Source organism: Streptomyces sp. NPDC055815, from assembly GCF_053616475.1.
Map to the genome: position 1 here is coordinate 25,407 of NZ_JBSHDU010000003.1, position 14,087 is coordinate 39,493.

A 14,087-nucleotide genomic window follows, 5' to 3' on the forward strand; every position below is an offset into this window, starting at 1 on the left:
CCGACGGGAGGCAGCGCGGGCCGTTCTGTCGTCCCCGGTCAGGAGGCCAGTGTGGTCATGTGGTCGGGGTGGTGGGCGGCGACGTCGTGGGCGGCTCGGACGAAGGCGGCGACGGCTGCGGATCGCGAGGTCTCCGGCCAGGCGACCATGACCGCGCTGGGGCTGAGACCGGTGACCGGCCGGTAGACGATGTCCGGGCGCTGGTACCGCTCGGTGGTGGAGAGGGCCAGGAACGCCACCGCCTGGCCAAGCGCGACCACCTCCAGGAGTTGCTCGACACTGGCCACGAGCGGCCCCTCGGGAGCGTCCGCCGGCGCCGAGCCCGGGTGGCCCTCGCCTGCTTCCGCTCCGTCACATCCCGTGTAGTAGGCGGTGGCGGACGGGACGGCACCCTTCCAGCGGGGGATCGTTTCGCCCACGAGGTCGGAGAGCCGCAGTCGCCGGCGTCCGGCCAGGCGGTGCCCGGCGGGGAGAACGGCCAGTCGCGGCTCGACCACCAGCGTCTCGGAATCCAGCCCCTGACCGTCGAACGGGCTGCGCAGCAGCGCCACATCGGCGCGGCCGTCCCGCAGCATCGCGATCGGCTCCCCGCTGCCGCCGACGACGACTTCGGGCGGCGGCAGATGCGCGCCCGTTTCCCGGTAGGCGGCGAGGATCTCCCGCAGCAGCCCGGCATCGCCGCCCGGCTTGACCGCCACGACGAGCTGGGGTGTCGGCTGACCGGCCCGGCGTGCGCGCCGGGCCGCCGCGTGCACCGCGTCGACCGCGATCCGGGCCTGGTCGAGCAGGACCTGACCGGCGTCGGTCAGCCTCGCCTGCCGGGTGGTGCGCTCCAGGAGGCGCACCCCGAGCCGGGACTCCATCTGAGCGATCGCCTTCGACAGCGGGGGCTGCGCCATCCCCAGGCGTTGCGCGGCCCGGCTGAAGTTCAGTTCCTCGGCGACCGCGATGAAGTACCTCAGCTCCCGCACCTCTAGCTCACTCATATCTGTGGACTATAGATCCAGAGTCCTCTGGTCTTTCCCCGATGCCCGTGGGTGAAGGGAGGCTGAGTGCCATGACCACTTCACAGAAGACCGCTCTGATCACCGGCGCGAACAAGGGGATCGGCAAGGAAACGGCGCGCAGGCTCGCGGCCCTCGGCATCACCGTGCTCATCGGTGCCCGCAACGCCGAGCGGGGCGAGGCGGCGGCCGAGGAGCTTCGCGCCGGCGGCGGGGACGTGCGATTCGTACCGCTGGACGTCACGGACGAGCTCTCGGTCCAGGCCGCCGCCCGGCACATCGAGGCCACGTTCGGCCGCCTCGACATCCTCGTCAACAACGCGGCGATCGCGGCCGGACCGCAGAGCCCGAGCGAGACCCCCGCCGCCGGCGTCCGGCAGGTCTACGAGACCAACGTGTTCGGCGTCATCGCGGTGACCCACGCCATGCTTCCCCTGCTGCGCCGCTCCGCCGCCGCACGCATCGTCAACATGTCCAGCGAACTCGGCTCCCTGACCCACATGGCCGACCCGGGCAGCCCGTGGTCCTCCTACACCTCGATCCTCCTCCCCTACTGCACGTCGAAGAGCGCGCTGAACGCGATCACCGTGCTCTACGCCAATGAACTGCGCGCCGAAGGGATCCTGGTCAACGCGGTGAGCCCCGGCTACTGCGCGACCGACCTCAACCGCCACAGCGGGGTACGCACGCCGGAGCAGGGCGCGGCCGTAGCGGTCGACCTGGCGACCGTGGACGAGAACGGCCCGACGGGCGCCCTGCTGGCCGAGGACGGCCCGATCCCCTGGTGAGCCGCGAACCGGCCGGCGGTGTCCACGGGCGGCTCCTGGGCCTCGACCACCCCCGCGCGGTCGGCACCCGCGGTCACCTCGCGGTGACCTCATGACGTACGGTCACCGGCCCTGGCGGCGTCCCGCGTCGAACCGGACCAGCACCCGCACCACACGCCACACCGCGGCAAGTCCACCCAGCCCCGCCCCCACCACCAGCAGGGCTTTCCCGGCCGGCTCGGAGACGCCGACGAGCAGGGCCGGCACCACGACGATCCCGAACACGAGCGCGCCCAGGATCGTGGCCGTCACCAGAGCGAAGACGATCTCGACCGTCATCGCGTCCTTCTCCCACCGTGCCTCTCGCCCCTTGTCCATGCCGTGAGTCTCACACACGTCGTCGCAGGGGCCCCCGCGTTCAACTGAACCGGGGTTCAGTGCCGGGAATGGGGCGTGATCCACTTGCTCGGTGCCGCAGGGAGCGGTGCGTGAGGAGTGTGAAGCGATGTCCGACACCGCCGCCGTCGTGGTCCGCCCGGTTCGGGAGGGTGATTTCGACCAGTGGCGTGCCCTGTACCGGGGGTACGCCGAGTTCTACCGGGTCGAGCAGACCGAGGAGGCCGCGCGGCTCGTCTGGTCCTGGATCCACGACCCCGGTCACGAGGTGGAGGGCCTGGTGGCCGAGGCCGCCGACGGCCGGCTCCTCGGGCTCGCCCACTTCCGGCCGTTCGCGCGTCCGCTGTCCGCGACCGTCGGCGGCTGGCTCGACGACCTGTTCGTGGACCCGGCGAGCCGTGGCTCCGGTGTGGTGGACCTGCTGCTGGGCGCTCTGCGCGGGATCGGGGCCGAGCGCGGCTGGAGCGTCGTCCGCTGGATCACGGCCGACGACAACCACCGCGCCCGGTCCAAGTACGACCAGGTGGCCACGCGCACGATGTGGATCACGTACGACATGGCCCCCGAGGCCTGACGGCCCGTCCTGCTCCGCGTGCCTGCCGGAAACCTGCACAACGTGTGCGTGGGCAGGGGCGGCCCCTTCACCTTTCCCCGACACCGCGGGGTTCGGGGCCGCCCGGACGGCACCCTTCTGTCCGCTTAAGTTCCCTGCGCGGGACGGGTCGGGCGAATCTGTTACTCGGATCCGAGGAGAAGCTGTCGGCATTCGGTGAAATTGAAGGCACGGCCGCTTCCCGGGGTGCAGAAGAACCCCCGACGATGCGTCAACCGAATTTCTCCGGTCAGCCGTTCACGTGATTTGATCAATCCCGCTGCGGCCGCAGAAGACGGATTCCCCCCATGAACGAAGGGTGCGCATCATGCGTCACGACCTTGAGACCGCTGAGATCTCCGACGCCGACCTCGACGCCGTTTCCGGCGGCCTCGTCACCGTCTCCGGCGGCCTCGCCGGCGCCCTGACCACCGACGTCGCCAACGTGCTCGGCACCGTCGGCTCGCTGCAGACGGTCCAGGGCGTCGAGGGCATCGTCTCCGGCGTGCCCGGCCTCGCCGCCGGCATCACCGGTGTCTCGGTGAACACCGCGGGCGTCACCGGCATCGCCGGTCTCTGAGCCCCATAAGGGCCGTGAACCCCGGAACCTTCCCGGTTCCGGGGTTCACGGACACCCCCGAGCCCGACCGCGGAAATCCCAACCGCGTGAATTGCGAGAGAATGCAGCCGAAGGAATAGTCCGTGCAGTTCCGCCGCAATGCGCTTTCCAAGCTGCAATCCCCCGAAGAACTCGACGTGCCCGTGCGTTTCGCGCGCCCGCAGGGCCGTCTCGTCCTGGCCGTGACCGTCGTCGTCATGGCGGCCGCGTGCGTCTGGGCCCTCACCGGCACGGTGACGTCCAAGGTGAACGCCCCCGGGATCCTCACCCACGCCGAGGGCACCTATCTCCTCCAGAGCCCCGTCGCCGGCCAGGTCACGGAGGTCCTCGTCGAGGAGGGCCGGTCCGTCGCCCCCGGCGCGCCCCTGCTGACCGTCCGCACGGACCGGGGCGACCGGCCCGTCCGCGCCGTCGCCGGCGGTCGCGTCACCAGGCTGCACGCCAGGCTCGGTTCGGTGGTCACCGCCGGCGCCGACGTGGCGACCGTCGAGCGCGTGACCGACCCGGACGCCCCTCTGGTGGCCGTCCTGTACCTGCCGGGCGACACCGCCGCCACGATCCGTGTGGGCGCCCGGGTCGACCTCGGCGTCCAGTCCGCCCCGCGCGACCGGTTCGGCGTGCTCCGGGGCCGGGTCACCGCCGTCGGCAGTACCCCGCAGACACAGGCACGGCTCGTTTCCTTCCTCGGCGACGCCGGTCTCGCCGCGCGGTTCTCCCGCCAGGGCGATCCGGTCGCGGTGCTCGTGGCCCTGGACCGCTCCCCCGCCGGCGCCTCCGGTTACGCCTGGTCCTCCTCGGACGGGCCCCCGCAGCCGCCCGCGTCCGGCACGCCCGTCAGCGGCGCCGTCCACCTCGCCGCGCAGCGGCCCGTCGACTGGCTGCTGCCGTGAGCGCGGCACGAGGAGCCGGCCCGACGGGGTCCCGGTCTCGTGGCAGGGGACGGACGACGGCCCGCAGGCTCCCGCCCGCCGCCGTGCCCGACCCGGGTACGCCCGCCGCCGGCCGTCCCCGGCGCCGTACGCCCGTCGCGAAGGGCCGGCGGCCCCGGACCGTTCGTACCCCCACCGTGCTCCAGATGGAGGCGGTCGAGTGCGGTGCCGCCGCGCTCGCGATGGTGCTCGGCCACCACGGCCGCTTCGTCCCGCTGGAAGAGCTCCGGATCGCCTGCGGCGTCTCCCGCGACGGGTCCCGGGCGGGGAACCTCCTCAAGGCGGCTCGCGGTTACGGACTCCAGGCCAAGGGCATGCAGATGGACCTGGCCGCGCTCGCCGAGGTCCGCGCACCGGCCGTGCTGTTCTGGGAGTTCAACCACTACGTCGTCTACGAGGGCACGGGCCGCCGTCTCGGCCGACCCGGCGTGTACATCAACGACCCCGGCAGCGGTCGCCGTTTCGTCCCGATGGACCAGTTCGACACCAGCTTCACCGGCATCGTGCTCACCTTCGAGCCGGGTCCCGCCTTCCGTCGCGGCGGAAGCCGGCCGGGTGTGCTCGCCGCCCTGCCCGCCCGGCTGCGCGGCACGTCGGGGACGATGGCCGCCGCGGTCGTCGCCAGCCTCCTCCTGGTGGCCGTGGGCGCCTGGGTGCCGGCCCTGAGCCGTACGTACATCGACATGTTCCTCATCGGGAACCAGACGTCCCTGCTCGGCGTGGTCTTCGCGGCGATGGCGACCGCCCTCGTGCTCACCGCGACCCTCACCGGCCTGCAGCAGGCCAATCTGCTGCGCGGCCGCATCATCGCCTCCACCCTGGGAAGCGCCCGCTTCCTACGCCATCTCCTCAGGCTCCCGCTCGCCTTCTACGCCCAGCGCAACCCCGCCGACCTGGTCCAGCGCCTCCAGTCCAACGACGCCGTCGCCGAGACCCTCGCCCGCGACCTCGCCGCGGCGGCCGTCGACGCCGTCGTCGTCCTGCTGTACGCGGTCCTGCTCTGGACGTACGACCCACAGCTCACCGTCGTCGGCGTGCTGATCGCCCTGCTCAACGTCGTCGCCCTGCGCCTCGTCGTCCACGTGCGGGCCGCCGGCACGCAGAAGCTGCGCGCCGAGAGCGCCCGGCTGACCAACACCGCGTACAGCGGACTGCAGCTCATCGAGACGATGAAGGCCACCGGCGGCGAGGACGGCTTCTTCCGCCGCTGGGCCGGTCAGCACGCCACGACCCTCGACGTGCAGCAGCGGCTCGGCGTGCCCAGCGCCTGGCTGGCGGTCGTCGCGCCCACCCTCGCCGCCCTCAACAGCGCGCTGATCCTCACGATCGGCGGTCTGCGGGCCGTGGAGGGGCACCTCACCGTCGGGCTTCTCGTCGCCTTCCAGGCCCTCGTGACCGGTTTCACCGCACCGATCACCCGGCTCAACGGAGTGGCGGGCCGCATCCAGGACTTCGCGGCGGACGTCGCCCGCCTGAGGGACGTCGAGGACTTCCCCGTCGACCCGGTGCACACCCGGCGCGCGCCGCACGCCCCGACGCGCCGCCTCACCGGCCACGTCGAGCTGGACGGGGTCACCTTCGGCTACAGCCCCCTCGACGCCCCGCTGCTCAAGGAGTTCTCGCTGACCGTCGGACCCGGGCAGCAGGTCGCCCTGGTCGGCGGCTCCGGCAGCGGCAAGTCCACCGTCTCGCGGCTGATGTCCGGCCTCTACACCCCCTGGGAGGGCGCGATCCGCATCGACGGCATGCGCCTGGAGGACATCCCGCGCAGTGCCCTCGCCGCCTCCGTCTCCTTCGTCGACCAGGACGTCTTCCTCTTCGAGGGGACCGTCCGCGACAACGTGGCGCTCTGGGACCCCTCGATCACGGACGAGGCCGTCGTCAGCGCCCTCCAGGACGCCGCCGTGTACGACGACGTCGCCCGTCGCCCCGGCGGCATCCGCAGCCGCGTCGAGCAGGACGGCCGCAACTTCTCCGGCGGCCAGCGCCAGCGCCTGGAGATCGCCCGCGCGCTGGTGCGCCGGCCCAGCGTCCTGATCCTCGACGAGGTGACCAGCGCCCTCGACGCGGCCACCGAACAGATCGTCATCGACAACCTGCGGCGGCGCGGCTGCGCCTGTGTGGTCATCGCCCACCGGCTGAGCACCGTGCGCGACAGCGACGAGATCGTCGTGCTCGACCGGGGCACGGTCGTGGAACGCGGTCGCCACGAACAGCTCGTCGCGGCGCGGGGCGCGTACGCCGGCCTGGTCAAGGAGCACTGACGTGACCTTCCCCCATCCGCCCGCCGACCTCGCCGGCGTACGGCACGGCGGCGTCCCTGACCCGGTCGTCGCCGCCCTGGGCGCCCTGGGCGGCGCGGTCGACTGCGCCGGGCTGCGCAGTGTCGCCCTCGAAGGCCCGCACGTCCTCTGGCTCGTCGCCGACGGCGCGATGGACCTGTTCGCCGTCGACACGGCACGGCTCGGCCCCTGGCACTCCCTGGGCCGCGTCGAGACGGGCACGCTGCTGCTCGGCCCGGTCGACGGCCCCGCGCACACCCTGATAGGCCGCCCCGTACAGGGCTGCGTGCTGCGCCGCATCGAACTGCGCGAACTGCCGTACGGGGCAGGCCAGACGTACGGGGAGCAGCCGTACGGAGCCGGGCAGGTCCACGGGGAGCAGGGGTTCGGCGGCCAGTGGTACGAGGGGCAGTGGTACGCGGACGGCTGGTACGAGAACCGGAGCGCGTACGGCATGCCGGCCGAGGCCCCGCCCAGCCCCCTGGAGCACGCCTTCGCGCTCGGCATCGGGCGCGGCCTTCGCGTCCTGTACCAGGCGGCCCTCGACGACGCCTCCGGCGCTGCCGACGGCGACGTCCTGTGGATGCAGGTCGGCCCCGGCAGCATCGCGTACGGAGCGGCGTACGAGAGCCATCAGGGCCAGGGCCACGGGTCGGGCACCCTGCTGATCGAGCCCGCGACCTGGCAGGGCATGGTCGACCAGCAGTACCGGCTGTTGTACGCCCTGGACGACTGGATCGAGCAGCTCGAACGCGAGCACGAGGACCGCGCGGCCGCGGGGATCGAGGCGGGGAAGGCGGCCCGCACGCGTGCGGACCGCACGCTGCTCGCCTCCATCGGCCGCGCCGGCGGCGGTTCTTCGGCGGATCGTGCGGGTGCCGACGCGACCTACGCCGTGTGCCGGGCGGTCGCCGACGAGGCGCGCATCGCCCTCGCGGAGCCGGCCGCCGTCGACACGGAGACCGGGCGCCTCGACCCCGTCGAGCGCATCGCGGTCGCCTCCCGGATCCGGACCCGGGGTGTCCGGCTCGGTGAGCGCTGGTGGCGCGAGGACAGCGGCCCGCTCGTGGGGCACCGCGCGGCGGACGGGACACCCGTCGCCCTGCTGTGGCGGCGCGGCCGGTACGTGGCCTTCGACCCGGCCACCGGCGAGCGGGAGCGCGTCGGCCGGGCCTCCGCCGAGGAGTTCGCGCCGCGGGCCGTCATGTTCTACCGGCCGCTGCCCGACCGGCCGCTCGGCGTGCTGCGCCTGCTCCGGTTCAGCGTCCGCGGGACCCGGGCGGAGCTCCGCGACCTGCTCCTCGGCGGGCTCGTCGCGGTCGCGCTCGGCGCCCTCGTCCCCGTCGCCACCGGCAAGGTGCTCGGCGCGTACGTGCCGGCGGCCGAGACCGGACTCATCGTCCAGGCGGGCGTCGCGATCATCGCGACCAGCATCGTGTCGGCCGTCTTCATGCTGCTCCAGAACACCGCGATCCTCCGCATGGAGGGCCGGATCGAGGCCACGCTCCAGCCGGCCGTCTGGGACCGCCTGCTGCGCCTGCCGACGACGTTCTTCGCCGGCCGCTCGACCGGTGAACTGGCGGGTGCCGCGATGGGCATCAGCGCCATCCGGCGGGTGCTGTCCGGCATCGGCCCCGTGGTCGTCCAGGCCGGCACCGTGGGCACGGTGAACCTGGTGCTGCTCCTCGTGTACAGCGTGCCCCTGGCCCTCGTCGCGCTCGCCCTGCTGCTCACCACGGCCGCCGTCTTCCTGGGCCTCGGCCTGTGGCAGCTGCGCTACCAGCGGCAGCTGATCCGGCTCGGCCACCAGCTCGACAACCAGGCCTTCCAGACGCTGCGCGGTCTGCCGAAGCTGCGCGTGGCGGCGGCCGAGAGCTTCGCGTACGCCGCCTGGGCGGGGCGCTTCGCCCGCACCCGCGAGCTGCACCGGCGCGTCGGGCGGATCAAGAACCTCCTCGCGGTCCTCGGCGCGGTCTGCCTGCCGCTGTGCACGCTCGTGATGTTCGCACTCCTGGCCGGCCCGGCCCGCGGCACCCTGTCCGCGAGCGAGTTCCTCACGTTCAGCACCGCCGTCACGATGATGCTGTCCTCGGTCACACAGCTGACCGGCGCCCTCCTGTCGGCGGCCGCCGTCCAGCCCATGTTCGAGCAGATCAGGCCGGTGCTCCGGGAGACGCCCGAGGTCCGCGGCTCCAGCGCCCCGCCCGGCGAACTGACCGGGGCGATCGAGGCCGAGAACCTCTCCTACCGCTACAGCGAGGACGGCCCGCTGGTCCTCGACGGGGTCAGTCTGCGGGTGCGGCCGGGCGAGTTCGTCGCGATCGTCGGGGCCAGCGGCTGCGGCAAGTCCACGCTCCTGCGGCTGCTCATCGGCTTCGACCGGCCGGCCGCCGGTGCCGTGCGGTACGACGGCCAGGATCTCGCGGCCCTCGACCAGGCGGCCGTGCGCCGCCAGTGCGGCGTCGTCCTCCAGAACGCCCAGCCGTTCTCCGGCTCGGTCCTCGACTGCATCCGCGGCGCCGGTGCGTACCCCCTGGAGGACGCGTGGGCCGCCGCCGCGATGGCGGGTCTGGCCGAGGACATCAAGGCCATGCCGATGGGCATGCACACGATGCTGACCGACGGCGGAGGAACCGTGTCGGGCGGGCAGCGCCAGCGGCTGATGATCGCTCAGGCGCTCATCCGCAGGCCCCGCATCCTCTTCTTCGACGAGGCGACCAGCGCCCTGGACAACGAGGCGCAGCGGACCGTCATCGAGTCGACCCGGGCGCTGAACGCGACGCGCGTGGTGATCGCCCACCGACTGTCCACGATCATGGACGCGGACCGGGTGATCGCCCTGGCGGACGGACGTGTCGTCCAGGAGGGGACTCCCGCCGAGCTCCTCGCCGATACGAGTGGACTGTTCCACGAACTGGTGCGACGTCAGCTGGGATGAAACCGGCCGGGCCGTCGGGTGCGTGTACACGGAGGACAGTGATCATCGCCGAAGGAGACACCTTGCACACCCACGGACCCGGCCCGTCCCGCCGTACCACGCTCACCCTGGGCGTCGGAGCGGCACTCACGGCCGCCCTCGCCCTGAACGGCGGCACCGCGCAGGCCTTACCGGAACCGGGCGGCATCGTCGCGCGGCTGAGGCGCCTGGAGCAGGAGCACACCGCACGGCTCGGCGTGTTCGCCCGTGACATGCGCACGGGCAGGACCGTGGCCCACCGGGCGCACGAACGCTTCCCCATGGCCTCCGTGTTCAAGACCCTCGCCGCCGCTGCCGTCCTGCGCGACCTCGACCGCGACGGCGAGTTCCTCGCCCGACGGGTCCACTACACCCAGGCGTACGTCACGAGGTCGGGCATCTCGCCGATCGCGGGTCTCGCGCAGAACATCGCGGGCGGCATGACGATCGCCGAACTCTGCGACGCCACGATCCGCTTCAGCGACAACACCGCCGGCAACCTGCTCCTCAAGGAGCTGGGCGGCCCCACCGCCGTCACCCGTTTCTGCCGCTCGATCGGGGACCGCGTCACCCGGCTCGACCGGTGGGAGCCCGAGCTCAACTCGGCGGAGCCCTGGCGGATCACCGACACCACCACCCCGCACGCCATCGGCCTCTCCTACGCCCGTCTCGTACTCGGCGACGCGCTGGAACCCCACGACCGCGAGCGGCTCACCGACTGGCTGCTCCGCAACACCACCAGCACCGAGAAGTTCGGCCGCGGCCTGCCGCGCGACTGGCAGCTCGCCGACAAGACGGGTTCGCCGCGCTACGGCGGCGCCAACGACGTGGGCATCGCCTGGCGGCCGGACGGCACGCCGATCCTCCTCGCCGTCCTCACCACCCAGCCCGAGGAGGAAGCCCCGACCGACAACCCGCTGGTGGCAAGCACCGCCGGGCTGCTGGCCGAGGAGTTCGGCGAGAGGGCGGACGCGGATCGCCGTGTCTGATTCGTTCAAGAGGAAGACGAGGCCGGCCCACTAACGTCGGTGCCATGACCATCACGGGCAGGGAATCGCGCCACCTCGGCATCCGGATCGACCGCACCGCCTCCGATGTGTACGCCTACGCCTCGGACCCGGCCAACCTGCCCGCGTGGGCGCACGGCCTGGGGGAATCCATCGAGCGGGTCGGGGACCAGTGGGTGGCGGACTCCTCGCCCCTGGGACGCGTCGTGGTCGCCTTCGCCCCGCACAACGAGCTGGGCGTGCTCGACCACGACGTCACCCTCCCCTCGGGGGAGACCGTCCACAACCCGGTGCGGGTGATCGCCGACGGCACTTCGAGCGAGGTGGTGTTCACGCTCCGCCGTCAGCCGGGCACGAGCGACACCGACTTCGAACGCGACGCCGCCACGGTCACGGCCGACCTGACCCGGCTGAAGGAGCTGCTGGAGTCCGCCTGAGCGCCACGGGGCGGATGCCGCTGATCTCGGCGGCATCCGCCCAGTGGCGGCTCATAGGATCGCCGCCATGACACTCCGCCCCGTCCTCGTGAACATCAAGGCCCTCGACGACTCGCTGGTCGGCCGGTTCTGGGCGGAGGCGCTCGGCTGGGTCGCCTCCAGCGGGCGCCCCGGCGAGACGGGCGTCAAGCCCGTCGGCTTCGACTGGGCGGACCCGGTCACCGTCTGCGTCGACGTCGTCGCCGTCCCGGAACCCAAGTCGGCGACGAAGAACCGTGTGCACCTCGATCTGGCCACCACCTCCGCCGACCATCAGGCGGAGCTGGTCGCGCGCCTCCTCTCGCTCGGTGCGACGCCCGTCGACGTGGGGCAGGGCGACGTGCCGTGGACGGTCCTCGCCGACCCGGAGGGCAACGAGTTCTGCGTACTGGAGCCGCGGGACACCTACCGGGACACCGGTCCGATCGCCGCGATCGTGGTGGACTGCGAGGATCCACGGGCCATGGCCCGGTTCTGGGACGAGGCGCTGGACTGGACGCTGCACACGGTGACCGACGACCAGGCCGTACTGCGTTCCGCCCAGGGGGTCGGCCCGTATCTCGAGTTCCTCCGCGTCGGCCCGAAGACCGTGCCGGACCGCGTCCACATCGATCTGCTGCGGTACCCCCGTGACGATCACGAGGCGGAGGCGGCCCGGCTGCGGGCCCTCGGCGCCGCCGACCTCGACGTCGGCCAGGGCGACGTGCCGTGGATGTGCATGACGGACCCGGAGGGCCACGAGTTCTGCGTCCTCGCCCGCTCGTCCTGACGCGGAGCCCCGGCGTCAGCCGCGCCAGTGGACCGTACCGGCGGTGAGGTCGGCGACGGTCCGGCGCACGAGGTCGCCGCCGGCGGCGCGTCCTGTCCTATCGGGCGGGGGTCCGGGGCGCGGCCACGGTGCTGAGGTGTTCGGCGTACTCGTCCAGGGCCGCCTGGGCCTGGACGTCGTCGCGGTCGATCAGCCAGTTCAGGGTCAGTCCGTCCATGACGCTCAGGCCGTAGCGCGCCAGGGCCGGGAGCGGCACGTTCCAGCGGAAGCCCGCGAGGTCGGCGATCGCTTCGAGGTGGTCGCTGTAGACCTGGAGGTAGTGCTGGTACTGGCGGCGGGCGACGTCGGCCAGGCCGGGCTGGCGCAGCGCGTACTGGGTGAGCTCGTAGGTGACCATGTGCTCGGCGGGCCGCTCGCGGACCTGGTCCCAGTAGGCGTGCAGGGTGTGGAAGATGATGTCACGCGTCGAGCCTTCCGCCGGCGACGCGGTGGCGGGGGCGACGCTCCTCAGGGTGATGCGTTCGATCACGCTGTGGAGGAGCTCCTCCTTGGAGCGGAAGCAGTAGTGGAAGGCCCCGAGGGGAAGTCCCGCCTCGCTGACGACGGCGCGGGTCGTGGTCTTGGCGACGCCGTCGCGGATCATGACGCGGATGGCCGCCTCGACCAGCTGCTCACGGCGCTCGTCGGCTGAGCGGCGGGTCATGGCGTCTCCATCGACGGGGTGGGGCGGTGAACCGGATCAACGTATCCCAGCGGCTCCGCCCGCCCGTGACCAGGTCGGCCTCGCGGGCGGCCGGTCACAGGAAGGCCCGGCCCTCGCCCCGGTAGGTCGGTACGACGTCGACGATCCGGTCGCCGTCGACGAGGTGGAGCTCGTTGACGCGTTCGCACAGTTCGCCCGCCTTGGCGTGGCGGAACCAGACGCGGTCGCCCGTCCGCAGGCCGGTCACGCCGTCGCCGGTGAGGGGCGTCTGCACTTCGCCCGCGCCTTCCTGGGAGAGGAGTCGCAGGCCGGTCGGCCACACGGGGGCGGGCAGTCGGTCGGTGCCGGGCGCGCCGGAGGCGATCCAGCCGCCGCCGAGGACGGTGACGTGGCGCGGGCCGGGACGGCGTACGACGGACAGGACGAAATGGGCGGCGGGGTGCGGGCGGAAGCCGCGGTAGTGGTCGAAGAGGGTCGGGGCGTAGAGGCCGGAGCCGGCGCCGAGCTCGGTGACGGCCGGTTCGGCGGAGGTGTTCTCCAGGCTGCCGGTGCCTCCGCCGTTGACGAACTCCAGGGGGGTCACGGACTGGACGGCGCGGATGGCGGCGGCACGCCGTTCGCGCAGTTCGCGGGTGGAGAGCCTCTGCATGAGCCGGACGGCGGTGCGGCCGGCCCGCGAGCCGGGCTGGTTGTCGCCGATGCCGGCGATCTGCCCTTCGTACGACATGAGGCCGACGAGCCGGAGACGCGGTCGGGCGGCGACGGCCAGGGCCAGCTCACGGGCCTGGCGCGGTGAGTGCAGGGGTGAGCGGCGCATGCCGAGGTGGAGGCGTCCGCCGGCCAGGCGCAGCGAGGCGTCGAGGTCGAGGCAGACGCGGACCGGGGGGCCGGACGGGCCGATGGCGGCGGCCACGAGGTCGAGGTGCTCGACGGAGTCGACCATCAGGGTGACGCGGGCGGCGAGCTGCTCGTCGCCCCCCAGACGGCCGAGCGCGTCCGTGTCGACGGAGGGGTAGCCGACGAGGACGTCGTGGTGGTCCTCGGCGAGCCAGAGCGCTTCGGGGAGCGTGAAGGCGAGGATGCCGGAGAACCCGGGGAGGCGGAGGGTGTCGCCGATGAGGGCACGGCAGCGCAGGGACTTGCTCGCGAGCCGGATCGGCTTGCCGCCGGCGCGCCGGGTCATCTGGTGGGCGTTGGCCCGCAGGGCGCCGAGGTCGACGACGGCGAACGGCGGCTGGAGGGCGGCCGTCGCTTCCAGGAGGCTCGGAAGCCCGGCGAGACCCGAGAGCCCGGCCGGACTCGGCGAACCGGAAGGACCCGGGGAGCCGTAAGGGCTCGGCGAACCGGAAGGGCCCTTGGAGCCGGAGGGGCTCGGGGAGCCCGATGGGCTCCGGGAGCCGGAAGGGCTCGGCGAAGTGGAAGGGATCGGAGGGCCGGAAGGGCTCCGGGAGCCGGAAGGGCTCGGCGAAGTGGAAGGGATCGGAGGGCCGGAAAGGCCCGCGGCGCCGGCTGGTGACGGCGGGCTCCCGGGGCCGTGCGGAGCGGGCGTCGTACCGGTGACATGCGGCTGCTGTGCCATGACCCTGT

Annotated in this window: 13 protein-coding genes; 9 read left to right on the top strand and 4 right to left on the bottom strand. The window is 72.9% G+C overall.

Annotated elements, in window-relative coordinates; translation table 11 throughout:
* Window positions 1-38: 38 nt before the first annotated feature.
* The gene (locus tag ACWGN5_RS03265; protein ID WP_453510903.1) at window positions 39-986 is read right to left on the bottom strand and encodes a LysR family transcriptional regulator; all 948 of its coding nucleotides are present in this window, start codon (window positions 984-986) and stop codon (window positions 39-41) included.
* Window positions 987-1,057: 71 nt separating this feature from the next.
* On the opposite strand from ACWGN5_RS03265, the gene ACWGN5_RS03270 reads away from it, so the two are divergent.
* A complete protein-coding gene (locus tag ACWGN5_RS03270; RefSeq protein ID WP_453510904.1) occupies window positions 1,058-1,792 on the top strand; it encodes an SDR family oxidoreductase in 735 nt (244 codons plus the stop codon).
* 102 nt (window positions 1,793-1,894) lie between these two features.
* On the opposite strand, the gene ACWGN5_RS03275 is transcribed toward ACWGN5_RS03270, so the two are convergent.
* Entirely contained in the window at window positions 1,895-2,149 is a 255-nt protein-coding gene (locus tag ACWGN5_RS03275) for a DUF6332 family protein (RefSeq protein ID WP_453510905.1), read from the bottom strand.
* A gap of 127 nt (window positions 2,150-2,276) precedes the next feature.
* Here ACWGN5_RS03275 and ACWGN5_RS03280 point away from each other — a divergent pair, with 127 nt between their 5' ends.
* From ACWGN5_RS03280 to ACWGN5_RS03315, 8 genes are all read left to right on the top strand, one after another.
* Entirely contained in the window at window positions 2,277-2,741 is a 465-nt protein-coding gene (locus ACWGN5_RS03280) for an N-acetyltransferase family protein (protein ID WP_453510906.1), read from the top strand.
* 346 nt (window positions 2,742-3,087) lie between these two features.
* Window positions 3,088-3,339 (top strand): hypothetical protein, encoded by a 252-nt coding sequence (locus ACWGN5_RS03285; protein WP_453510907.1) that lies wholly within the window; start codon window positions 3,088-3,090, stop codon window positions 3,337-3,339.
* A gap of 122 nt (window positions 3,340-3,461) precedes the next feature.
* Window positions 3,462-4,268: an HlyD family efflux transporter periplasmic adaptor subunit gene (locus ACWGN5_RS03290; protein ID WP_453510908.1), complete on the top strand. Its 807-nt coding sequence runs from the start codon at window positions 3,462-3,464 to the stop codon at window positions 4,266-4,268.
* Window positions 4,269-4,453: 185 nt separating this feature from the next.
* Entirely contained in the window at window positions 4,454-6,571 is a 2,118-nt protein-coding gene (locus tag ACWGN5_RS03295) for an NHLP family bacteriocin export ABC transporter peptidase/permease/ATPase subunit (protein WP_453510909.1), read from the top strand.
* A gap of 1 nt (window position 6,572) precedes the next feature.
* On the top strand, window positions 6,573-9,527 hold the full coding sequence (locus ACWGN5_RS03300) for an NHLP bacteriocin export ABC transporter permease/ATPase subunit (RefSeq protein WP_453510910.1): 2,955 nt from the start codon (window positions 6,573-6,575) through the stop codon (window positions 9,525-9,527).
* Window positions 9,528-9,589: 62 nt separating this feature from the next.
* Window positions 9,590-10,534 (top strand): class A beta-lactamase, encoded by a 945-nt coding sequence (gene bla / locus ACWGN5_RS03305; protein ID WP_453510911.1) that lies wholly within the window; start codon window positions 9,590-9,592, stop codon window positions 10,532-10,534.
* A 44-nt stretch (window positions 10,535-10,578) separates the two neighbouring features.
* A complete protein-coding gene (locus ACWGN5_RS03310) occupies window positions 10,579-10,989 on the top strand; it encodes an SRPBCC family protein (RefSeq protein ID WP_453510912.1) in 411 nt (136 codons plus the stop codon).
* Window positions 10,990-11,056: 67 nt separating this feature from the next.
* On the top strand, window positions 11,057-11,797 hold the full coding sequence (locus ACWGN5_RS03315; protein WP_453510913.1) for a VOC family protein: 741 nt from the start codon (window positions 11,057-11,059) through the stop codon (window positions 11,795-11,797).
* 97 nt (window positions 11,798-11,894) lie between these two features.
* Here ACWGN5_RS03315 and ACWGN5_RS03320 read toward each other — a convergent pair whose 3' ends face one another.
* Together ACWGN5_RS03320 and ACWGN5_RS03325 are read right to left on the bottom strand one after the other, a co-directional pair.
* Complete coding sequence (locus ACWGN5_RS03320; RefSeq protein ID WP_453510914.1) at window positions 11,895-12,500, bottom strand: TetR/AcrR family transcriptional regulator; 606 nt, start codon at window positions 12,498-12,500, stop codon at window positions 11,895-11,897.
* A 94-nt stretch (window positions 12,501-12,594) separates the two neighbouring features.
* Window positions 12,595-13,758 carry an amino acid deaminase/aldolase gene (locus ACWGN5_RS03325; protein ID WP_453511138.1) on the bottom strand — a complete coding sequence of 388 codons (1,164 nt, stop codon included), beginning with the start codon at window positions 13,756-13,758 and terminating at the stop codon, window positions 12,595-12,597.
* Between the last annotated feature and the right edge of the window lie 329 nt (window positions 13,759-14,087).

What these genes read in the sequence shown, in the direction of transcription:
- ACWGN5_RS03275 (WP_453510905.1), bottom strand. Translation starts at nt 2,149, where the DNA reads ATGGACAAGGGGCGAGAGGCACGGTGGGAGAAGGACGCGATGACGGTC.
- ACWGN5_RS03310 (WP_453510912.1), top strand. Translation starts at nt 10,579, where the DNA reads ATGACCATCACGGGCAGGGAATCGCGCCACCTCGGCATCCGGATCGAC.
- ACWGN5_RS03280 (WP_453510906.1), top strand. Translation starts at nt 2,277, where the DNA reads ATGTCCGACACCGCCGCCGTCGTGGTCCGCCCGGTTCGGGAGGGTGAT.
- ACWGN5_RS03315 (WP_453510913.1), top strand. Translation starts at nt 11,057, where the DNA reads ATGACACTCCGCCCCGTCCTCGTGAACATCAAGGCCCTCGACGACTCG.
- ACWGN5_RS03320 (WP_453510914.1), bottom strand. Translation starts at nt 12,500, where the DNA reads ATGACCCGCCGCTCAGCCGACGAGCGCCGTGAGCAGCTGGTCGAGGCG.
- ACWGN5_RS03285 (WP_453510907.1), top strand. Translation starts at nt 3,088, where the DNA reads ATGCGTCACGACCTTGAGACCGCTGAGATCTCCGACGCCGACCTCGAC.
- ACWGN5_RS03295 (WP_453510909.1), top strand. Translation starts at nt 4,454, where the DNA reads ATGGAGGCGGTCGAGTGCGGTGCCGCCGCGCTCGCGATGGTGCTCGGC.
- ACWGN5_RS03265 (WP_453510903.1), bottom strand. Translation starts at nt 986, where the DNA reads ATGAGTGAGCTAGAGGTGCGGGAGCTGAGGTACTTCATCGCGGTCGCC.
- ACWGN5_RS03270 (WP_453510904.1), top strand. Translation starts at nt 1,058, where the DNA reads ATGACCACTTCACAGAAGACCGCTCTGATCACCGGCGCGAACAAGGGG.